At 69.7% G+C, this 21,726-nt stretch carries 16 protein-coding genes; 14 read left to right on the top strand and 2 right to left on the bottom strand.

What is annotated here, in order from left to right:
- Positions 1-3 precede the first annotated feature (3 nt).
- The 13 genes from smc to rplS all read left to right on the top strand — a co-directional run bounded on the left by smc (position 4) and on the right by rplS (position 20,504).
- Positions 4-3,546, top strand: a complete 3,543-nt coding sequence (smc, locus tag ACT3S3_RS12415; RefSeq protein WP_301441841.1) for a chromosome segregation protein SMC — start codon at positions 4-6, stop codon at positions 3,544-3,546.
- A gap of 11 nt (positions 3,547-3,557) precedes the next feature.
- Positions 3,558-7,196, top strand: coding sequence for a hypothetical protein (locus tag ACT3S3_RS12410; RefSeq protein ID WP_444626851.1), 3,639 nt, complete (start codon positions 3,558-3,560; stop codon positions 7,194-7,196).
- 197 nt (positions 7,197-7,393) lie between these two features.
- Complete coding sequence (ftsY, locus tag ACT3S3_RS12405) at positions 7,394-8,938, top strand: signal recognition particle-docking protein FtsY (RefSeq protein ID WP_444626849.1); 1,545 nt, start codon at positions 7,394-7,396, stop codon at positions 8,936-8,938.
- Between the two features lie 178 nt (positions 8,939-9,116).
- Entirely contained in the window at positions 9,117-10,526 is a 1,410-nt protein-coding gene (locus ACT3S3_RS12400; RefSeq protein ID WP_301441838.1) for an ammonium transporter, read from the top strand.
- 159 nt (positions 10,527-10,685) lie between these two features.
- The gene (gene ffh, locus ACT3S3_RS12395) at positions 10,686-12,296 is read left to right on the top strand and encodes a signal recognition particle protein (protein ID WP_301441837.1); all 1,611 of its coding nucleotides are present in this window, start codon (positions 10,686-10,688) and stop codon (positions 12,294-12,296) included.
- 264 nt (positions 12,297-12,560) lie between these two features.
- Positions 12,561-13,055: a 30S ribosomal protein S16 gene (rpsP, locus tag ACT3S3_RS12390; RefSeq protein ID WP_441579528.1), complete on the top strand. Its 495-nt coding sequence runs from the start codon at positions 12,561-12,563 to the stop codon at positions 13,053-13,055.
- Between the two features lie 376 nt (positions 13,056-13,431).
- Positions 13,432-14,775, top strand: a complete 1,344-nt coding sequence (gdhA, locus tag ACT3S3_RS12385) for an NADP-specific glutamate dehydrogenase (protein ID WP_444626848.1) — start codon at positions 13,432-13,434, stop codon at positions 14,773-14,775.
- Positions 14,776-14,839: 64 nt separating this feature from the next.
- Entirely contained in the window at positions 14,840-15,433 is a 594-nt protein-coding gene (locus ACT3S3_RS12380; RefSeq protein WP_301444166.1) for a ribosome maturation factor RimM, read from the top strand.
- Between the two features lie 11 nt (positions 15,434-15,444).
- Entirely contained in the window at positions 15,445-16,311 is an 867-nt protein-coding gene (gene trmD, locus ACT3S3_RS12375) for a tRNA (guanosine(37)-N1)-methyltransferase TrmD (RefSeq protein WP_441579530.1), read from the top strand.
- A 135-nt stretch (positions 16,312-16,446) separates the two neighbouring features.
- Positions 16,447-17,166: a hypothetical protein gene (locus tag ACT3S3_RS12370; RefSeq protein ID WP_301443801.1), complete on the top strand. Its 720-nt coding sequence runs from the start codon at positions 16,447-16,449 to the stop codon at positions 17,164-17,166.
- Between the two features lie 24 nt (positions 17,167-17,190).
- Positions 17,191-17,556: a hypothetical protein gene (locus ACT3S3_RS12365; protein ID WP_301443800.1), complete on the top strand. Its 366-nt coding sequence runs from the start codon at positions 17,191-17,193 to the stop codon at positions 17,554-17,556.
- On the top strand, positions 17,553-20,006 hold the full coding sequence (locus tag ACT3S3_RS12360; RefSeq protein WP_444626846.1) for a Tex family protein: 2,454 nt from the start codon (positions 17,553-17,555) through the stop codon (positions 20,004-20,006). The genes ACT3S3_RS12365 and ACT3S3_RS12360 overlap by 4 nt, the downstream gene beginning before the upstream one ends.
- A 156-nt stretch (positions 20,007-20,162) precedes the next feature.
- On the top strand, positions 20,163-20,504 hold the full coding sequence (rplS, locus tag ACT3S3_RS12355) for a 50S ribosomal protein L19 (protein ID WP_301443798.1): 342 nt from the start codon (positions 20,163-20,165) through the stop codon (positions 20,502-20,504).
- 330 nt (positions 20,505-20,834) lie between these two features.
- Here the strand turns inward: rplS and ACT3S3_RS12350 are convergent, their stop codons facing one another.
- Complete coding sequence (locus tag ACT3S3_RS12350) at positions 20,835-21,014, bottom strand: hypothetical protein (RefSeq protein WP_444626844.1); 180 nt, start codon at positions 21,012-21,014, stop codon at positions 20,835-20,837.
- 130 nt (positions 21,015-21,144) lie between these two features.
- Here ACT3S3_RS12350 and ACT3S3_RS12345 point away from each other — a divergent pair, with 130 nt between their 5' ends.
- Positions 21,145-21,333 carry a hypothetical protein gene (locus ACT3S3_RS12345; protein WP_444626843.1) on the top strand — a complete coding sequence of 63 codons (189 nt, stop codon included), beginning with the start codon at positions 21,145-21,147 and terminating at the stop codon, positions 21,331-21,333.
- A gap of 79 nt (positions 21,334-21,412) precedes the next feature.
- On the opposite strand, the gene ACT3S3_RS12340 is transcribed toward ACT3S3_RS12345, so the two are convergent.
- Positions 21,413-21,721: a hypothetical protein gene (locus ACT3S3_RS12340; protein WP_301443651.1), complete on the bottom strand. Its 309-nt coding sequence runs from the start codon at positions 21,719-21,721 to the stop codon at positions 21,413-21,415.
- Positions 21,722-21,726 lie beyond the last annotated feature (5 nt).

Below are 21,726 nucleotides of genomic sequence, written 5' to 3'. Positions count from 1 at the left end.
GCCATGCACCTCAAGTCGTTGACCCTGAAGGGTTTCAAGTCCTTCGCGTCGGCGACGACCCTGAAACTGGAACCCGGAATCTGCGCGGTCGTCGGGCCGAACGGATCCGGTAAGTCCAATGTCGTCGACGCACTCGCCTGGGTGATGGGCGAACAGGGCGCGAAGACCCTGCGCGGCGGCAAGATGGAGGACGTCATCTTCGCCGGCGCCGGCGACCGTAAGGCCCTGGGCCGCGCGGAGGTCACCCTGACCATCGACAACGCCGACGGCGCGCTGCCCATCGACTACTCCGAGGTCTCCGTGACCCGGCGCATGTTCCGCGACGGGGCCAGCGAGTACGAGATCAACGGTTCCAAGGCCCGTCTGATGGACATCCAGGAGCTGCTGTCGGACTCCGGCATCGGCCGCGAGATGCACGTCATCGTCGGGCAGGGGCGTCTCGCCCAGATCCTGGAGTCGCGTCCGGAGGAACGCCGCGCCTACATCGAGGAGGCCGCGGGCGTCCTCAAGCACCGCCGTCGCAAGGAGAAGGCCCAGCGCAAGCTGGTGTCGATGCAAGGCAACCTGGATCGTCTGCACGACCTGACCGACGAGCTGGCCAAGCAGCTCAAGCCGTTGGCACGCCAGGCCGAGGCCGCCCAACGCGCCGAGCAGGTGCAGGCCACGATCCGTTCTAACCGGCTGCTGCTCACCGCCGACAAGGTCCGTCGGCTCTCCGAGGAACTCAACGACGCCGACGCACAGACCAAGGTCCTCGACGCCGACATCGCCGAGCTCAACGCCGAGCTCGAGGAGCACACCACCGCGCTGGCGGTCACCGAGGAGGAGCTGCGCACCGCCCTGGAGGAGGCCGAGGCGGCGAAGTCCCTGTGGTTTCGGCTGTCCACGGTCGCCGAGAAGAACTCGGCCACCCTGCGCATCGCCGCCGACCGGGCCGACGACTCCGGTGCCGACACCACCTGGACCGGCCAGGACCCCGACGAGCTCATCGCCCGCGCCGAGCAGGCGGAGGAGGAGCAGTCGGTGCTCGACGAGGAGGTCGAGCTCGCCGCGGAGCGGCTGGAGAACATCCGGGAGGACGTCGCCGCCCGTGACGAGGCCGCCCGTGAGGCCGAGCGCGAGCACCTCGCACAGGTCCGCGCGATCGCCGACCGGCGGGAGGGGATCGTCCGGCTGCTCGCCCAGCAGGACGCCGTGGACCAGCGGCGCACCGCCGCGGCCGAGGAGATCGAGAGGCTCCAGCAGTCCGTCGACGAGCAGCGCGAGGCCCTGGAGGCAACCTCGGGTTCCGAGGCGGCCGACGCCGCCGACGCGCTGGCCGAGCTGGAGAACCAGGGTGCCGGACTGGAGGACGCCGCGGCACGCGCGGCCGAGGAGTCCACCGGCGCCGACCGGCGGGTGGGGGAGTTGCGCGGCTCCGAACGCGACCTGGAACGCGCCGTCGCCTCGCTGGAGGCGTCGGTGGACGCCTGGCGCGATCAATTGCGTCCCACCGACGGTGCGGCGGTGGCGGTGCGTGCGGCCGCCGAGCGTGGGCTGGACGCGTTGCGTCCACTCGCCGACCTGCTGAGCGTGCACGACGGTTGGGAGCGCGCGGTCGCCGCGGTGCTGCCCGCCGGGCTCGCCGGCGGCGACGCCGGCTCCGTGGACTCGCTGGTGGACGCCCTGGTGGAGGCGGCGGAAGGACGCGCCGTCCTGCTCGCCGGTGACGGTGCAGCTGCCGGTGAGGGGGCGGGCGGCTCCTGGCGCCTGGACTCCACGGCGATCGCCACCTCAGACTCCCGGGCCGGCTGGCTGCTCGACCACCTGGAGGTCGACGACGCCGTGGTACCGGCCGTCACCGCCCTGCTCGTCGACGTCGTCGCCGTCCCCGGTGTCGAGGAAGGACGCCGCGTGGTCGCCGCCGACCCGCGCCTGCGCGCCGTCACCGCCGACGGTGTGCTCCTCGGCGCCGGCTGGGTCGCCGCCGGCTCCGGCGGGACGACCCCGGTGGAGCTGTCCACCCGCATCGACCGGGCGTCCGGGGAGATCGCCGAACGTCAGGCGGAACTCGCCGACCTGCAGGCCACACTCACCGGCGCCGAACAGGCCGCCGAGGAGCTGCGCACCGCCGCAGCCGGGGCGACCGCCGCGGTGCGCGACCACCGTACCCGGCTCACCGCCGCCCGCCAGCGGGCCGAGGCCGCCGAGCGCAGTGCGGGCCAGGCTCGCCGACTGCTGGACAAGGTCGTCGCCCAACGCGACGAGGCCGAAGCCCGCCGCGACGCGCTGGCCACCGAGGCCGACGAGGTCGCCGAGCGTCTGGCGCGATTGGATGAGGAAGGAGAGAGCCCCGGCGGTGACGCCGAACCGTCCACCGCAGAACGCGATGCGGCGTCCCAGGCGCTGACCCAGGCGCGCGCCATGGAGATGGAGGCCCGGCTGTCGCTGCGCACCGCCGAGGAACGCGCCGGCAACCACCGTGGACGGGCCGAGGGGCTGCGCCGCCAGGCCCGCCAGGAGACCGCGGCACGCGAGCAGTTCGAACGTGCGGCCGCGAGTCGTCGGGCAGCACGTGAGCGCGCCGCCGTCGTCGCCGAGCAGGCCAGGCGCGTGGACCTGCGCATCCGCGACGCCCTGGACCGTGCCGAAGGCACCCGGGCGCGCACCGACGAGGCGCACCGGCAGTGGCAGGGCGCACTGAATGAACGCAAGGACAAGGTCAACACCTTGACCCTGCGGTTGAACCACCTGACCAACACCTCCCACACCGCCGAGATCGCCCGCAGCCAGGCGCAGCTGCGCATCGAGCAGGCCCTGGAACAGGCCATGGACCAGCTCGGCATGAGCTCAGCCCAGCTGCTCGCCGAGGCCCCGGGCGAGGACTTCGACCGTGATCTCGCCGCCCGTGAACTCAAGCAGGCCGAGAAGTCCCTGCGTTCGCTGGGCAAGGTCAACCCCCTGGCGCTGGAGGAGTACGCCGCCCTCGAGGAGCGCCACCGCTTCCTGGCCACCCAGCTCGATGACGTGGAGAAGGCCCGCGACGACCTCGACGGGGTGATCAAGGACGTCGACGACACCATCCTCACCCTGTTCACCGAGGCGTGGAACGACGTGGAGGACGAGTTCCCCCGCGTCTTCGACACGCTGTTCCCCGGCGGCGCCGGACGCCTGGTGCTCACCGACCCCGACGACATGCTCACCACCGGCATCGAGGTCGAGGCCCGCCCGCCCGGCAAGAAGGTCAAACGCCTCTCGCTGCTCTCCGGCGGGGAGAAGTCGCTGACCGCCCTGGCGCTGCTCGTCGCCATCTTCCGCGCCCGCCCCAGCCCCTTCTACGTCATGGACGAGGTCGAGGCCGCGCTGGACGACGTGAACCTGCGTCGGCTCATCGCCCTGTTCGAGGAACTGCGCGAAGACTCGCAGCTCATCGTGATCACCCACCAGAAGCCCACCATGGACGTGGCCAACGTGCTCTACGGGGTGACCATGCGCGGCGACGGCGTCACGCGGGTCATTTCCCAACGCATGGACCCCAAACCTGCCGAACCCTCCGGCTCCTCCTAGAATAGGTCGACGTGAGCAACACCCCGACTCCTGCAGACAGCCCCATCGCCGATCTCTCCGACAATCTCCTCGCCTGGGCGTCCAGCACGGAGATAGAACTCGCCCGACGTCTCGGCGAACTCAGCGGGGACCCCGCCGTGTTCGTCGACCTGGACATCACCGGTGACGAGCTTGAACGCCTCACCATCTTCTACGGGGAGTTCCTCTCCCGCCAGATCCGTGCCGGCGCGGGGGAGGACGCGCTGCTGCGCACCTGCCCCGCGCTGACCGCCTCCACCCTGATCTTCCGCGCCGCCAGGCTCAACGTGGTCGGCGAGCTGGAGTCGGAGTTCTGGACCGGCCTGGGGATCGAGCCGACTCCGGAGCGGGTCTCGCTGATCGACTACGCCGAGATCCTCACCCGCGCGGGCCTGGACCCGGTGGACGCCGCGGCCGCCGGCTCCGACGGGGACCTGGGGCGCCTGTTCGCCCACGTGGGCATCGCCACCGACTGGGTGCCCGAGCTCATCGAGCTCATCGACACCCGCCGGCTGGCCGGCGAGGCCCTGGCGACCCCGGCCGAGGAGGCCGCCGCCGTGGTCGCCGTGCTCGCCGAGGAGTCATTGCAGGCCGGCCCGTTGTGTGCCGCGCTGCCCGCGCTCGCCGAGCGGCTGATCGCCCCGGTGGTGCGTGTGGTGCAGCTCGCCGCCGAGCACCCCGACCACTGGGTCAACTCCGTGACGGAGGCCCGGTCTGAGGCCGGGCAGGACGCCGCGGTCGCGCCGCTGGTGCTCGAGGACGTCGTCGAGGAACTGCGTGAGCGTCCCTCCGGCACCACGGCCCGACGCCACCGCGTGGGCGTGGGTACCCGTGAGGACCGCCCGCGCCTGGCCATCGACCTGGCCCGGCAGCGCGTGGTGCTGCGTCTTCCCGAGCAGCCGCTGGAGGATCCCGGCGACTCCGACGATTCCGTCGACTCCGTCGACCCTGTCGACCCTGTCGACGAGGTGCGCTGGCACGTGGACGTCGACGGCCGGCCGGCCGGTTTCCGCACGCGTCGCTCCGACGCCCCGGGGCGTCCGGTCACCGAGACGCTGGACCTGCCGGTGCGCCGTCCGGTGCGTGAGATCGGCGTGCGCGACCTGACCCACGGCGAGTCCTGGGTGCTGCCCGTCGTCGACGACGCCGACCCGGTCATGGTCTTCACCCGCCGCGGCAAGGACCTCACCGACCGTGTCTCCCTGCACCACTCGCGTGTGCTCGTGGTCTGCCCCCAGGACTCCACCGCGGTGGACCCGGTGGCCGACCGCACCATCCCGGTGCTGGGCGAGTGGCAGGTCAAGGCGTGGGACGGCTGGGTCATCCGCGACCTTGACCTGTCCGAGGCCACCGCACTGCTCATCGACCGTCCGGGCGTGGCACGTCCGGCGATGGGCACGGTACGGTGCGTGGACGCCCGCCAGCGCGTGTGGTTCCGCGAGCCGGAGAACGTGCTGCCGGCGATCCGCACCGTCGGCGGACTGCCCGTGCACTCGTCGAGCCTGCAGGCCGTGTTCCCGGCCACCGTCTCCGGTGCGCCGGAGATCTGGTTCCTGTCGGTGAGCTCCTGGGCCGGCCCGGACGAGACCGGCGAGGAGGTCACCGAGGAGGAGCCGCTGGAGGTGCCCGCCGAGGGCGGCATGTTCGACGTCTTCGACCCCGAGGCCTACGAGACCCCGTGGGTCGGGGAGTACCTGGTGCGCCTGCGCGGCCCGCGCAACGAGTCCTTCCGTCACGAGTTCGCCATCGTCGAGGGCCTGGACATCGAGGCCCCCGCCAGCCCGCGGCTGGGCCTGGTCGCCGGGCTGACCCCGGTGACCGTCTCGCTGTTCCAGGGTGACAAGCAGCTGTTCATCCCGCGCACCGTGGACGTGAAGACCGAGGAGAAGTCCGTCCAGGTCATCGCCGAGACCGATGCCGGCGACGCCCTGCCGCTGGTCGTGGAGCCGCCGCGGCTGCTCTTCCAGCTGCCGCTGATCGGTGAGGACCCGATGTGGCGCACCGAGTCGCTCGTGGCCCCGGCCGTGGAGATCAACTCCGCCGCGCGCTTCCGGATCCGTCCGGGCATGCCGGTGGAGTCCCCTCGACTGGTCATCCGTGACCGTCACGGTGCCCCGGTGCGCACCCTGCGCCTGGGCACGGTGGACCAGGTGACCTGGTCGGTGTCGCTGTCGTCGGTGCGTGCCTCGCTGCCGCTGCTCACCGAGGGCTCCTGCGAGCTGGAGTTCGTCGCCGACGGACGCAGCCACAGTGTGCGCCTGGTGACGATGCGTCCCGCCGAGGACCGCACCCTGACCTACACCGCCCCGCAAGGCGACGGCACCCGCGGCAGCCTGAGCGTGTCGCCGAAGGTCGACTCCCCGGCGTGGGTGTGGTCGCTGACCGCACCCTGGATGTCCGCCCGCGTGCTGAGCTTCACCGACGGTGTCGCCGAACTGCCCGCCGAGCTGACCGACGCCGGTGCGCTGAGCGTGCAGTTCCACAACCGGGACCGCTTCAGCCCGCTGCACCCCGCGGCGTCCCCCGGCCCCGGCGCCCTGCGCGTCGACGTCCCCGGCCACGCCCGTCCGGACGACGGCGGCCCCTGGACGCAGCTCGCCGCCTACCTCGCCGGGGCGTCCGACGAACTGCCCGAGGACACCGACGTGCTCACCGTGCTGTGGGACGTGCTGGCCGGCTGGCTGACCGGGGAGGCCACCGCGGACGCCAGTGCCGCGATGCACGCCGCCCTGGCGCGCCACCCGCGCGAGGCCCTGCGCGCGATGTCGCGCTCGCTGGTGCCGTCCTCCGACCGTCCGGCGCAGTTCATCCTGTCCGGGCTGGTGCACGCCTCACTGCGTTCCACCTCCCCGGACCCGCGGCCCGGCGTGGCCTGGATCGCCGCGCTGGAGATCCTCGGCGAACTCGCCGCCACCGACGACGACGACACCATGGCCCGCCGCGAGATCGGACGCCGGCTCTCCGGCATCGGCGGCACACCGCTGTCGCAGACCGTGGAGACCGGACGCGACGCCACGCTGGAGACGTCCTGCATCGACGCCACCACCGTGCAGATCGCGCAGCTGTCCCCGGAGCAGCAGGAGGCCGTGCTGTCGACCTTCTTCGCCGGCTCGCAGGTCGTGCCCGGTGCGCTGTCGGAGGAGAACTCGCGGCTGATCGCCGTGTTCGAGACCTTCCGCCACCGTGAGGAACTCGGCCAGGTGCTCGCCGACCCGGGTCTGCTGCGCGTGGCGCTGGCGCTGCTGCGCCGGATCCGCCAGACGAACCGGCAGCTGTACACCTCCGCGCGCGTGCGCTTCGACAAGCTCGACAACGTGGACACCGACAACCCGGACAACCGGTGGGCGCTGACCCCGGTGATCAGCATGATCCTGGCGATCGCCGCGCGCATGCACGCCCACGGACGGTTGGGTTCGACCGGGCAGCTGTCCTCGGCGTACCCGGGCTGGGCGGAGATCGCGCGCATCGTGCCTGACCTCGTGACCGGTGACCTCGTCGCGGCCGACGCGATGGTGCTCGGCGTGTTCGGGCCTGACGAGGTGGAGGATGAGGTTGAGGCTTCGGCTGAGGATGGTGCTGCTGACGCCGCTGACGCCGCTGACGCCGCGATCGACTCCATCATCAGCGAGTAGCACCGGGGCCCGAGGCGTCCTGAGGGCTCAAGGTGCCGCACCTTGAGCCCTCAGGTCGTTGAGGAGGGGCCTCGGCGACCTGAGGGGTCAAGGTGTCGTCCTGAATTGGTGGACGGCGGCGGGGGAGAAGAGGGCACTGGGGAAGAAATCCACGCCCTGCGGCACACGGGGCGGCGGTCGTTTGGTTCACTGGTGACATGGACCCGATTATCTGGATAGTCATAGCCGCCGTCGCGGTCATTGTCATCGTCGCCCTGCTGATCGTCCTCGGCATCCGTCGGGGCAAGCAGAAGGAGATCTCCTTCGAGAAGAAGTCGGAGATCGAGGAGAAGAAGCCGACCTCCGGCAACTACCAGGCGCAGGGTGGATTCAACTTCAGCGCCGGTAGCGCCGCCGGGGTGGCGGAGAAGGAGCCTGAGGTTCTCCCGGGTCAGGAACTCGGCGGGGACAAGGAGCCGCCGACCGCCCCGACGCCGCCGGTCGCGCAGCCCGCACCCGAGCCCGCACCCGAGCCCGAGCCTGCACCCGAGCCGGAGCCGACACCCGAGCCTGCACCCGCGCCTGAGCCTGAGGCAACCCCTGAGCCGGAGCCGACCCCGGAACCTGAGCCGACGCCTGAGCCCGAAGCGGAGCCGGAGGTCGACGCTGAGCCTGCTGAGGAGCCGGAGGTCGAGCAGGAGCCCGTCCCCGAACCGGAGCCGACTCCCGCACCCGTCGTGGAGCCCACGCCGGAGCCTGAACCGGAACCCGAGCCGGAGCCGGAGCCCGAGCCCGAACTGGAACCCGAGCCTGAGCCGACTCCGGAGCCCGTGGAGGAGATCGCCCCGGTCGAGGGACGTATCGGTCGTCTGCGCGGCAACCTCTCCAAGTCGCAGAACGTCATCGGACGTGGTGTCCTCGGCATCCTGTCCGCCGGTGACCTCGACGAGGACGCCTGGGAGGAGATCGAGGACACGCTGATCATGGCGGACCTCGGCACCAAGACCACCCTCGCCGTGGTCGAGGATCTGCGGGGCCGGATCTCCAACCAGGGTGTCTCCAGCGAGGAGGAGGCCCGCGCCCTGCTGCGCTCCTGCCTCATTGACGCCTGCAAGCCCGGTCTCGACCGCTCGATCCACGCCATGCCCTACGAGGGCAAGCCCGCGGTGATCATGGTCGTCGGTGTCAACGGCACCGGCAAGACCACCACCACCGGCAAGCTCTCCCGCGTGCTCGTTGGCATGGGCCACTCCGTCCTGCTGGGCGCGGCGGACACCTTCCGTGCCGCCGCCGCCGACCAGCTGGAGACCTGGGGACGCCGCGTCGGGGCGAAGACCGTGCGCGGCAAGGAGGGTGCGGACCCGGCGTCCGTCGCCTTCGACGCCGTGGCCAAGGGTGTGGACGACGGCATCGACGTCGTCCTGGTCGACACCGCCGGACGTCTGCACACCTCCGTGGGCCTGATGGACCAGCTCGGCAAGGTCAAGCGGGTCGTCGAGAAGAAGGCCAAGGTCGACGAGGTCATCCTCGTGCTCGACGCCACCGTGGGCCAGAACGGACTGGTCCAGGCACGCATGTTCCGTGACGTCGTCGACATCTCCGGTGTCGCCCTGACCAAGCTGGACGGCACCGCCAAGGGAGGCATCGTCTTCCAGGTGCAGGAGGAGCTTGGCGTGCCGGTCAAGCTCGTCGGCCTGGGCGAGGGCGCCGACGACCTCGCCCCGTTCGAGGTCGAGGGCTTCGTGGACGCTCTGCTGGGCTAAACCCAGGCCTGGAACCGCACCACTGAAACACCGCCGTAATCTTGCGGCGGTGTTTTTCATGCACACGAAATCATCCGGCATGAACAGACGAAACATCGGGGCACTTAACTACTCAGGGTGAGACACCGGCGCTACTGGCCGGAGACAACCCCCACGCAACCCTGAGGAGTCCCCCGAAATGACACCCGAGGAAATGGCGGCAGCCACAGGCGACTCGGCCTGGATGCTGATGTCCGCCGCACTGGTGCTGCTGATGACGCCGGCACTGGCACTGTTCTACGGCGGAATGTCGCGTCAGAAGTCCGCCCTGAACATGATGATGATGTCCTTCGGCACGCTGGGGCTGATCGGCGTGATCTACGTGCTGTGGGGCTGGTCGATGTCCTACGGCACCGAGACCGTGGGGGGACTGTTCTCCAACCCCTTCGAGTTCTTCGGTCTGAAGGACTCGGTCACCGACGCGAACGGCAACTACATCGCCGGCGCCGAGGGGTACGCCAACGTGATCGACATCGGCTTCCAGCTGACCTTCGCGGTGATCACCGTGGCGATCATCTCCGGCTCGCTGGCCAACCGCGTGAAGTTCTCGACCTGGATGGTCTTCGCCGGGATCTGGGCCACGCTGGCCTACTTCCCGATGGCCCACATGGTCTGGGGCGGCGGACTGCTCTCCGACGGCGAGGACGGCCTGGCCGCGATGATGTTCGGCACCGTCACCGAGGACGGCGAAAACGTGGCCGCGATCGCCCCGATCGACTTCGCCGGCGGCACCGTGGTGCACATCAACGCCGGTGTGGCGGCCCTGGTGCTTGCCCTGATCATCGGGCGCTCGCGCACCTTCATGAAGGAGGGCTCGCGCCCCCACAACCTGCCGCTGGTCATGCTCGGCGCGGCCCTGTTGTGGTTCGGCTGGTTCGGGTTCAACGGCGGCTCCGCCTTCGGTGCCAACGGCGAGGCCGGCCTGGCGTGGCTCAACACCACCGCCGCCACCTGTGCGGCGATGCTCGGCTGGCTGCTCGTGGAGCGTCTGCGCGACGGCCACACCACCTCGCTGGGTGCCGCGTCCGGTGTCGTCGCCGGCCTGGTGTCGGTCACCCCGGCCGCCGGTGACCTGACCCCGGTCACCGCCATCATCCTCGGCGCGATCGGCGGCGCCCTGGCCGCCGTCGGCGTGGGCCTGAAGTTCCGCTTCAAGTTCGACGACTCCCTGGACGTCGTCGGCGTCCACCTGGTCGCCGGTATCTGGGGCACGATGGGCATCGGCCTGCTGGCCACCGACCGTGGCCTGCTCACCGGTGGTGGCGCGGACGGCTTCAAGCTGTTCATCGTCCAGATCGTCATCGCCCTGGTCGCCGTGGTCTTCTGCACCGTCGTCACCGCCGTCATCGGCCTGGCGCTGAAGTACACCATGGGCTGGAGGATCTCCGGCGACGACGAGTCCGCCGGCATCGACACCACCCAGCACGCCGAGTCCGCCTACTCCTACTCCGACGAGGAGGACTTCGAGGAGGTCGACGACTTCGACTCCGCCCAGGGCGACGCCCACCGGGCCAACGACCTCGCCGACGAGGCGCACCAGAAGAGTTAGGACGCACCGGACGCACCGGACGCCCCACGGCCCGCCGGCCGCGGGGCGTCCTGCGCACCCGGTGCGTCCTGCGTCGTTTTCGGGGGTGAGTAGGAAGGTCCGCACACACCGGGTACGGTGGTGGGGTCAGAAGCCATTGCGTAAGGGAGTAGTTCCACAGTGTTTGAGTCCTTGTCCGATCGCCTGTCCGGCGCCCTCAAGGGCCTGCGCGGAAAAGGCAGGCTGACCGAGGCGGACATCAACGCCACCGCGCGTGAGATCCGCCTGGCGTTGCTGGAGGCCGACGTCTCCCTCCCCGTCGTGCGCGCCTTCATCAAGCGGGTCAAGGAGCGCGCCAACGGCGTGGTCGTCTCCGAGGCGCTCAACCCTGCGCAGCAGGTCATCAAGATCGTCAACGAGGAACTGCAGAACATCCTCGGCGGGGAGACCCGGCGCCTGAACCTGGCCAAGAACCCGCCCACGGTGATCATGCTCGCCGGCCTGCAGGGTGCCGGTAAGACCACCCTGGCCGGAAAACTCGCCAAGCACCTGGCCAAGCAGGGCCACACGCCCATGCTCGTGGCCTGTGACCTGCAGCGTCCCGGTGCGGTGCAACAGCTGCAGATCGTCGGCGAGCGCGCCGAGGTCCCCACCTTCGCACCGGACCCCGGCACCTCCCTGGACTCCCTGGACCACGAGATGGGCACCAGCCACGGTGACCCCGTCGCCGTGGCCCAGGCCGGTATCGAGGAGGCCGGGCGCACCAAGCACGACGTGGTCATCATCGATACCGCCGGCCGTCTCGGCATCGACGAGACCCTGATGACCCAGGCGCGCAACATCCGCGACGCGGTCAACCCCGACGAGGTCCTGTTCGTCATCGACTCGATGATCGGCCAGGACGCCGTCACCACCGCCGAGGCCTTCCGCGACGGCGTGGATTTTACCGGCGTGGTACTCACCAAGCTCGACGGCGACGCCCGTGGTGGTGCCGCACTGTCGATCCGTGAGGTCACCGGCAAGCCGATCATGTACGCCTCCACCGGTGAGAAGCTCGAGGACTTCGACGTCTTCCACCCGGACCGCATGGCCAACCGCATTCTGGGCATGGGCGACGTGCTCAGCCTCATCGAGCAGGCCGAGCAGGTCATGGACCAGCGCAAGGCGGAGGACTCCGCCGCCCGCATGGCTTCCGGGGAGCTCACGCTCGAGGACTTCCTCGACCAGATGCTGATGATCCGCAGGATGGGTCCGCTGGGCAACGTGCTCAAGATGCTGCCCGGCGGCAAGCAGATGAACGACATGGCCGACATGGTCGACGAGAAGCAGCTCGACCGGATCCAGGCCATCATCCGCGGCATGACCCCGGCCGAGCGCGAGAACCCGAACATCCTCAACGCCTCGCGCCGTAAGCGCATCGCCGCCGGTTCCGGTGTCACCGTCGCCGACATCAACCAGCTCGTCAGCCGCTTCCACGAGGCGAAGAAGATGATGGGCAAGATGGCCGGCCAGTTCGGCATGGGCGGTGGCGGCATGGGCCGCTCGGCGACGAAGAAGAAGCCCAAGGGACGAAAGGGCAAGAACGGCAAGCGCAAGCCCGCGAAGAAGGGCCCGTCGCAGCCGCAGATGCCGCAGGGGATGCCCGGGATGCCGGGCATGGGTGGCATGCCGGGGATGCCCGGTGGCGGCGGCATGCCGTCGATGGCCGACCTGAAGAAGATGCAGCAGCAGATGCCGGAGGGCTTCGAGAACATCGACATGGACAACCTCGACTTCGGCAAGGGGCGCTAGGCGCCTCCTTCCGTAAGGCGCGCGCCGGCTGGCCGGGCCGGGCCGGCAGGGGCGTCCTGCGGATTTGTCCGGCTGATCTACCGCACTGTAGTGTCGAGCAGTCTGCGTAACACCGATCACGACCCCGGTCGTCCGGTGGTCACGCGCAGGATAAATCCAAGGGTTGAACCGGCCCGTGACCCCAGAGGTCCCCACCGTCGTGGGAGGCGTGGGGGAGCGGGTGACCGTACTGCCCGGTGACCGTCAACAGGAAAGAGGACCACCATGTCCGTCAAGATCAAGCTCCAGCGCCTCGGCAAGATCCGTACCCCGCACTACCGCGTGGTCATCGCCGACGCCCGCACCCCCCGCTCCGGCAAGGTCATCGAGAACATCGGCATCTACGAGCCGAAGGCCGAGCCGTCCGTCATCAAGATCGACTCCGAGCGTGCCCGCCACTGGCTGTCCGTCGGCGCCCAGCCGACCGAGCCGGTCCTCGCACTGCTGAAGGTCACCGGTGACTGGCAGGCCCACAAGGGTCTCCCGGGCTCCGAGGGCACCCTGAAGCCCCAGCCGGAGAAGACCTCCAAGCTGGACCTCTTCAACGCCGCTCTCGCCGAGGCTGCCGACGCACCCACCGCCGAGGCCATCACCGAGAAGAAGCGCAAGGCCAAGGAAGAGGCCGAGGCCAAGGCTGCCGCCGAGGCTGAGGCTGCAGACAAGGCCGCTGAGAAGGAAGCCGAGAAGGCTGACGACGCCGAGGCCGCCGAGTCCGAGTAGGACTCCCGTCTCCCCGCCGGGCCTCGTAGAGGCCCTCGGCGGGCCAGTCGGACGCCGCCTCCACCGTGCACACGGTGGAGGCGGCGTTTTTTCGTGTCCGGGCGCGGTCCGGGCACCGTTGGTGCGACCTCCGGTCTGTGCGATGGTGCTGCCGGCATCAGCGACAGGGGTGGGTCACGGGGGTGGTCAGGGCGCCCGGGGAGCGTCCGCAGCAGGTTTCTCCAATGTTTCGCCACCATTTCCTGCGCTGGCCGTGGACGAAACAAACCAGGTCAGAATGTGTGTCATGGGTCACTTGTGTGGCGAGGTTGTTAAATCGACTGTGTCCGGCAGGTAAAATATCCCAGGTAAAGAAGATTTCACCGAAGGGAGCACGATGGACGTCGATGCCACAGTCAAGACCTATTACGAGCAGATCCTCCAGCGCAACGCAGGTGAGCCGGAGTTCCACCAGGCGGTCTCCGAGGTTCTCGACAGCCTGACCCACGTTCTGCGTAAGGACCCCCACTACGCGGACATGGGCCTGATCCAGCGGCTGACCGAGCCGGAGCGCCAGATCATCTTCCGGGTCCCGTGGGTCGACGACCAGGGCAACGTCCACGTCAACCGTGGCTTCCGCGTGCAGTTCAACTCCGTGCTCGGGCCGTACAAGGGTGGGCTGCGTTTCCACCCGTCGGTGAACCTGGGCATCATCAAGTTCCTCGGCTTCGAGCAGATCTTCAAGAACTCGCTGACCGGCCTGCCCATCGGCGGCGGCAAGGGCGGCTCCGACTTCGATCCCAAGGGTCGCAGCGACCTGGAGATCATGCGGTTCTGCCAGTCGTTCATGACCGAGCTCGGCCGCCACATCGGCGACAAGATCGACGTGCCCGCCGGCGACATCGGAGTCGGTGGCCGCGAGATCGGCTACCTCTTCGGCCAGTACCGTCGTATGGCCGGCCGCCACGAGTCCGGCACCCTGACCGGCAAGGGCCTGCAGTGGGGTGGTTCGCTGGTGCGTACCGAGGCCACCGGCTACGGCGCGGTGTACTTCACCCAGGAGATGATGGCCGCCCGCGGCGAGCGTCTCCACAACGCCCAGGTCATCGTGTCCGGCTCGGGCAACGTGGCGATCTACGCCATCGAGAAGGCACAGGAGCTCGGCGCCAACGTGGTCGCCTTCTCCGACTCCTCGGGCTACGTCTCCACCCCGGACGGCGTGGACGTCGAGCTGCTCAAGGACATCAAGGAGGTCCGTCGCCTGCGCGTGGCCGACTACGCCAAGGAGGCCAAGGGCGCGTCCTTCCACAAGGGCGGCAACGTCTGGGAGGTCGAGGCGGACGTGGCGCTGCCGTGCGCCACGCAGAACGAGCTGGACGGCGCCTCCGCCGAGCTGCTCGCCGACAACGGCGTGAAGTACGTCGCCGAGGGTGCGAACATGCCCTGCACCCACGATGCGGTGCAGGTCTTCTCCAAGCGCAAGATCGACTTCGCCCCGGGCAAGGCCGCCAACGCCGGCGGTGTGGCGACGTCCGCCCTGGAGATGCAGCAGAACGCCTCGCGTGACTCCTGGTCCTTCGACTACACGGACAAGCGTCTGCGCGACATCATGGGCAACATCTTCCGCACCACGGCGAAGACCGCCGAGGAGTACGGCACGGAGGGTGACTACGTGGTGGGCGCGAACATCGCCGGCTTCCGCAAGGTCGCCGACGCGATGGCCGCACAGGGGATCATCTAGTCGATGATCTGGCCGGCACCCGCCGGCACCCGTTAGGCGGGGCAGGTACGGTATCCTGACCTCCATGTCAGGCACTGAACAGCTCCAGATCGGACGGGTCATCAAGCCGCACGGCGTGCGCGGGGAACTCGTGGTCGACGCGACCACGGACGACCCGGGGGGACGCTTCGCCGTCGGCGCCGTCCTCACCGGACGCAACCGCGGGGTGGAGCGCACGCTCACCGTCACCGCGGCGCGTCCGCACCAGGGGCGGCTCCTGGTCACCGTCGCCGAGGTCGCCGACCGCACCGAGGCCGAGACCCTGCGCGGTCTGCGCTTCTTCGGCGATCCGGTGCTCGACGAGGGGGACGACGGCTACTACGACCACCAGCTCGTGGGCCTGCGCGTGCTCGACTGCGGCCAGGTCGACGAGGACACCGCCAACGCCCGCGCCTACGACGGCGTGGAGCCCGAGCCCGTCGACATCGGCGAGGTCAGCGGTGTCGTCCACGGGCCCGCCGGCACACTGCTGGAGGTCGACGTCGACGCCGAGTCGTCCCTGTCGACCGCGGGGTCGACGATCCTGGTGCCCTTCCGGCACGCCATCGTGCCGATCGTGGACCTGGACAACGGGGCGCTGGTGCTGACCCCGCCGGAGGGCCTGCTGGAGCTCGGGTAGGATCAACCCCCATGCGCCTGGACGTCGTCACCATCTTCCCGGAGTACCTCGACCCGCTGCGGCATGCCTTGCTGGGGCGGGCGATCGAGCGTGGGATCCTCGAGGTCGGCGTCCACGACCTGCGCGCCTGGACCCACGACGTGCACAAGGCCGTCGACGACACCCCCTACGGCGGCGGCCCCGGCATGGTCATGAAACCCACGGTGTGGGGCCCGGCGTTGGACGACGTCGCCGCCCTCACCGGCCCCGCCGCCGTCGGTGAGAGCCTGCGCAGCGCGCAGGCCCACGTACCCGGAACGGCGCCGGACGCCGCGGCGTCCGACGACCCCGAAAGCGAGACGGACGCTGCGACGGACGCTGGGGCGTCCGATGACCGTCCCGTGCTGGTGGTGCCCACCCCGGCGGGTGCGCCGTTCACCCAGCAGACCGCCGAGCGCTGGGCGTCCGAGGACCGGCTGGTCTTCGCCTGCGGACGCTACGAGGGCATCGACCAGCGCGTCTTCGACGACGCGGCCAACCGCTACCGCGTCGAGGAGGTGTCCCTCGGCGACTACGTGCTCATCGGCGGCGAGGTCGCCGTGCTGGTGATGGCCGAGGCCGTGGTGCGCCTGATCCCCGGGGTGCTGGGCAACCGGCGCAGTCATGAGGAGGACTCCTTCCAGGACGGCCTGCTGGAGGGGCCGAGCTACACCAAACCGCGGGTGTGGCGGGACCTGGAGGTGCCGGACGTGCTGCTGTCCGGCGACCACGCGAAGGTGGACCGGTGGCGCCGCGACCAGGCGTTGAGCAGGACCGCGGCGGTGCGTCCCGAACTGATCGACGCGCTGGGGCAGGACGGCGGCCTGGACGCCCGCGACCGCAGCGTGTTGGGGGAGTAGTTCTCCCCAGGGGTGGGGTTGTCCACAGCGTCCTGGGCGGATGCGCGGTGGGCGCCGGGCGGGGACGGCGGCGGGGGTTAGTGTTCGCGGCGAGGGCCGGACAACTGCCGGCCATGTGCGAGGGGGAGGAACACCATGCCAGTCACCGAACCGGTGAACAGTCCGTCGGTCGAGGAACTCACCGTCTACCCGTTCAACCGGATGGAACTCCGGATGGCACAGAGCGGGATGCGGGGACGCTCGGCGGCCGAGCGCGCGGCGATCTCGGAGATGGTGCGCACCCGCGGCGCCGCCTACGCCGCGCGGTTCCGGCACGCCACCGAACTGTCGTGGCGGATGCCGGAGATGTACTGGGCGGCGATGGAGGACGGGCGGATGACGCTGGACCACATGGACGCCGTGTGGCGTCGACTCGACCGGCACGCCGGGCTGCGTGCCCACATCGAGGAGCAGGAGGCCGAGCTGCAACGCGAACGTGACCTGCGCGGATGCGAGGATGACGGGGAAGATGCCGACGGTGGGAATCCAGGTGAGGAGGGGTACGGGGACCCGGTTCCGCCGGTAACGGAGGACAACCCGTGGCGTCGGCGTTATCCGGAGGTCGAGTCGGCCTACTGCCCGTCGGCGGACCGGGCGGTGGAGGTCTCGGTCGCCGACTGGCTCATCGCCAGCCCGCACCGGCTGATCACCTCCTCGGGTTCGGGGTCGTTGATCCCGCGCTCCACGGTGACCATCCACCGGCTGCGGGAGGTCGTCGACGGTGCCGTGGACGACGACCTCAAGGAGCGCGAACTCTATGAGCAGCACCGCGGCCAGCCGCCGCGGGTGGCGACCCAGGAGTTCCCCGCGTTCTGATTGGGGGTGGTTAGGATGGCGGACATGACAGCACACGGCACGTGGACCGACATGAACGTCCTGCTGCGCCCTGAACTGGGGTCTGAGGTCGGCGAGGCGGTGCGCAGCGTCCTCGCCCGGCGTGGCGCGGGCCAGGTGGAGGTGGAGTTGACCGGTATCGAGTCCGCCTGCGAGCCGGACAACATGCTGCTCGCCGAGTACCAGCAACGCTTCGACAGTCCCGCGATCAGCGAGCAGGTTCACCGCCTCACCGTGTCGGCGAACTGGCAGGGGGAGGCTCCGGGGACCGCTGACGTCACCGCCTCGGTGGCCGGTTGTCTGCCGCCGGCACCGGACGGGACGCCCGGACTCTGGTTCGGGCAGACGTCCACGCTACGATCGTCCGAATGAGCGTCCGAAACAACGCAGGAACACACACCTCCACGATCACCGCGACCCTCGCCCGGGAACTCGGGGTCGACGAGTCCCAGGTGGTCGCCACCGTCGGTCTGCTGGACGAGGGCAACACCATCCCGTTCATCGCCCGCTACCGCAAGGAGGTGACCGGCGGGCTGGACGACACCCAGCTGCGCGACCTGGAGTCCCGGCTGCGCTACCTGCGTGAACTCGAGGAGCGCAAGCAGACCGTGCTCGCCGCCATCGACGAACAGGGCAAGCTGACCGACGAGTTGCGCGACCTGATCGTCGGCTGCGAGACCAAGGCCCGCCTGGAGGACCTGTACCTCCCGTTCAAGTCCACCCGCCGTACCAAGGCCACGATCGCACGCGAGGCCGGCCTCGAGCCGCTCGTCGACTCCCTGCTCGGCGACTGCACCACCGACCCCTCCGAGCTGGCCGCCGGTTTCGTCACCGAGGGCTTCACCGACGCCAAGGCCGTGCTCGCCGGTGCGCGTGCCATCGTGCTCGAGGAGATCTCCACCGACGCCGACCTGGTCGGTGAGGTCCGTGAACGCTACTTCAGCACCGGGACGATGACCGCCGGGGTCGCCGCGGGCAAGGAGAACTCCACCGAGGCGCAGAAGTACCGCGACTACTTCGAGTTCTCCGAGTCCTTCACCAGTCTGCCCAGCCACCGCATCCTGGCACTGCTGCGCGGGGAGTCCGAGGGCGTGCTGCAGCTCAACCTCGACGCCGGCGACGACGAGGTCTACCAGGGCATGATCGCCCTGGCCCGTGGCCTGGAGCCCCGTGGCGACGCCGCGGACGGCTTCCGCGCCGAGTGCGCCCGCTTCGGGTGGCGCACCAAGCTGCAGGTCTCGTCCGGCGTGGACGTGCGCATGCGCCTCAAGGAGCGCGCCGACGAGGCTGCCGTGGACGTGTTCTCCCGCAACCTGCGCGACCTGCTTCTGGCCGCCCCCGCCGGTCAGCGCGCCACCATCGGCCTGGACCCCGGCTACGCCCACGGCGTGAAGTGCGCGGTCATCGACCAGACCGGCAAGGTGCTCGACACCGCGGTGGTCTACCCGCACAAGCCGCAGAACCGGTGGGACGCCGCGGCGTCCTCCCTGGCCACGCTGTGCGCCAAGCACAACGTGGAGCTCATGGCGGTGGGCAACGGCACCGCCTCGCGCGAGACCGAGAAGCTCGCCCGCGAGATCTCGGCCACCGTGGCGGACGCCACCGGGGCGCGTCCGACGCCGGTGATGGTCAGCGAGTCCGGTGCTTCGGTCTACTCCGCCTCCGAGCTCGCCGCCGAGGAGTTCCCCGACATGGACGTCGCGCTGCGCGGCGCGGTCTCGATCGCGCGTCGCCTGCAGGACCCGCTGGCGGAGCTCGTGAAGATCGACCCGAAGTCGATCGGGGTGGGGCAGTACCAGCACGACGTGAACCAGGCGCTGCTGGCGTCCGGCCTGGACTCCGTGGTGGAGGACGCGGTGAACTCGGTGGGCGTGGACGTCAACACCGCCTCCGTGCCGCTGCTGCGCCGCGTGGCCGGGGTCAACGCCACCATCGCCGACAACATCGTGCGCCACCGCGAGGACAACGGTGCCTTCGCCACCCGCCGACAGCTCAAGGACGTCTCACGGCTCGGGCCGAAGGCCTTCGAGCAGTGCGCCGGATTCCTGCGGATTCACGGCGCCACCGACCCGCTGGACGCCTCGGCGGTGCACCCCGAGGCCTACCCGCTGGTGCGATGCATCACCGAGGCCACCGGCGTGGCCGTCACCGACCTGGTCGGCAACACCGCGGTGCTCGGCAAATTCAACCCGCGCGACTTCGCCGACGACACCTTCGGCGTGCCCACGGTCACCGACGTGATCGCCGAGCTCGACAAGCCGGGACGCGACCCGCGCCCGGAGTTCCGCACCGCCTCGCTGGCCGAGGGCATCGAGAAGCTCTCCGACCTGAGCCCCGGCATGGTGCTGGAGGGCACGGTGACCAACGTCGCCGCCTTCGGTGCCTTCGTCGACCTGGGCGTGCACCAGGACGGGCTGGTGCACGTGTCGGCGATGTCGGACAAGTTCGTCTCCGACCCGCACGACGTGGTCAGCTCCGGGCAGGTCGTGAAGGTCAAGGTCATGGAGGTCGACGTCGACCGCCAGCGCATCGGCCTGAGCCTGCGCCTGCAGGACGAGCCGGGTGAGCCGGCCCGACGCGGTGGAGGCAACGGCGGCAACGGCGGTGGACGCGGTGACGGTGGTCGTGGTGACCGTGGCGGGCGCGGCAACGGCGGTGGCCGCGGCAACGGCGGCGGGAAGAAGCCCGGACAGGCGCACAAGGGCGGCCGGGACAACGGCGGCAACGGTGGCCGTGGCGGCAAGGGAGGCGGCAACCAGAAGTCGTCCAACGCCTCGGGCTCCATGGCCGACGCACTCAAGCGGGCCGGGTTTGGCCGCTAGGGCCTGACGCTGGCATAATGGCCGGGTTGCGTGAATCCGCCCCGTGATGCGGGGTGCTCGCGCGTCAAAATTCAATGGTGTGGGCACGAACGCGTACCGCCTCCCGGGGCAGGTCGTGGGTCCTCTGTCCGATCGAAGACAAAGCAAGGAAACAACATGCACTATCTCGACAAGGTCGACGCCGCACAGCTGCGTAGCGACATCCCCGACTTCCGTCCCGGCGACACCGTCGACGTCCACGTCAAGGTCATCGAGGGCGCCAAGAGCCGTGTCCAGGTGTTCCGTGGCGTGGTCATCCGTCGCCAGAACTCCGGCATCCGCGAGACCTTCACGGTCCGCAAGGTTTCCTTCGGCGTCGGCGTGGAGCGTACCTTCCCGGTCCACTCCCCGAACATCGATCACCTCGACATCCTGACCCGCGGTAAGGTTCGTCGTGCGAAGCTGTACTACCTCCGTGACCTGCGCGGCAAGGCCGCCAAGATCAAGGAGAAGCGCTGAGCTTCTAGGCCCTGACCGGCCTGTGACTGGCCCCGGCCTGCACCTCCCCGTCTGCGGGGGAGTGCGGGGCGGGGCTTTTCCCATGTCATGGCCCGGTGCTCGGCGGTGGGTCGGGGGCCGGCCCGGGCGGGACGAGGGGAGGCGGGTACCAAGTTGGACCTGGAAGCGTTGAGTTGGCCCACTCAACACCCCCAGGTCCAACTTGGTACCCCGCCGTGGGTGAAGCCCGCGGGGAGAGGGGCGAAAATCGAGCGTGGGATGTTTGAACCGGCCGATTCAAACATCCCACGCTCGATCTTCGCCCCTCGTTGGTACTCAAGAGCCTCGGGCTCAGAGGTACTGCTCGCATCCCGTGCCGACGAGTTGACCGGAGCGGCAACCTTCCGCCACCTCCGCCTGCATGGTGCCGGGTGCCGGTTCGCCCGGCGGGTAACCGCACTCCGCGTATGAACAGGTGCCACCCTGCCATGCCGGGATGGTGGACGGGTCCGGATCCTCACTCTCCTCCATGAGCCGGTAGAACTCCTCAGGGTCGATGACGCCGTTGGAGGGATTGCAGTCGGCGAAGTCCCATACGTAGGCGTCGGTCCCGGGGCAGCGGGTGCCTTGCCCGGGAGGAGCCCAGATCCCCTGAGGTTGCGTGAACTCCTCTGCCTCGGCGACGGGTGTCTCCGCCTGTGGTTCTACGAGGGCGGGGACTTCTGGGGTCGCCGGCGTGCTGGTGTCCTGCGAGGTGCTGGTGGCACTCGTCGATGAGGACGAGGTGGACGTGGCAGAGGTGAAGGCGGCCGAGGCGGTGGCTGACGTTGAGTCGGCGGGAGACGCCTGATTCCCGTCCCCACAGCCAGCAAGGGCGAGGGGCCCGAGCATCAGTACCCCGAGAAGGCTCTGCCTGGTCCGCGTCCGCATCAGCGTGCTCCGCATCGTCGTAGCTGGGTGCCGATGCGGGACAGGATGATTCCGGTAAAACCGCCGGTAGCGAAGATGGCTGCGACGATTCCGATGGCCAGGTCTTGGGACGTTCGCGCATCGGCGACCGCAATCACCGCGATGAGGCCAGCGACCACGAATATGATGGCGGAGACAACGCCCCACAACTGGAAGGCGTCGAAGGGCGCCCTGTAGCTGGGAGGGGCGGTGGCCGCCGACTTGTTCTGCAGAACGGCCTTCTGCGGCAGAGACGGGCGATTCGTGGGGTTCCAGGGTTGGTCAGGCACTCTGT

This window comes from Corynebacterium sp. AOP40-4SA-5 (assembly GCF_052377355.1).
In the GTDB taxonomy this organism is placed as follows: domain Bacteria; phylum Actinomycetota; class Actinomycetes; order Mycobacteriales; family Mycobacteriaceae; genus Corynebacterium.
This window is presented reverse-complemented; position numbering and strand designations above follow the sequence as displayed.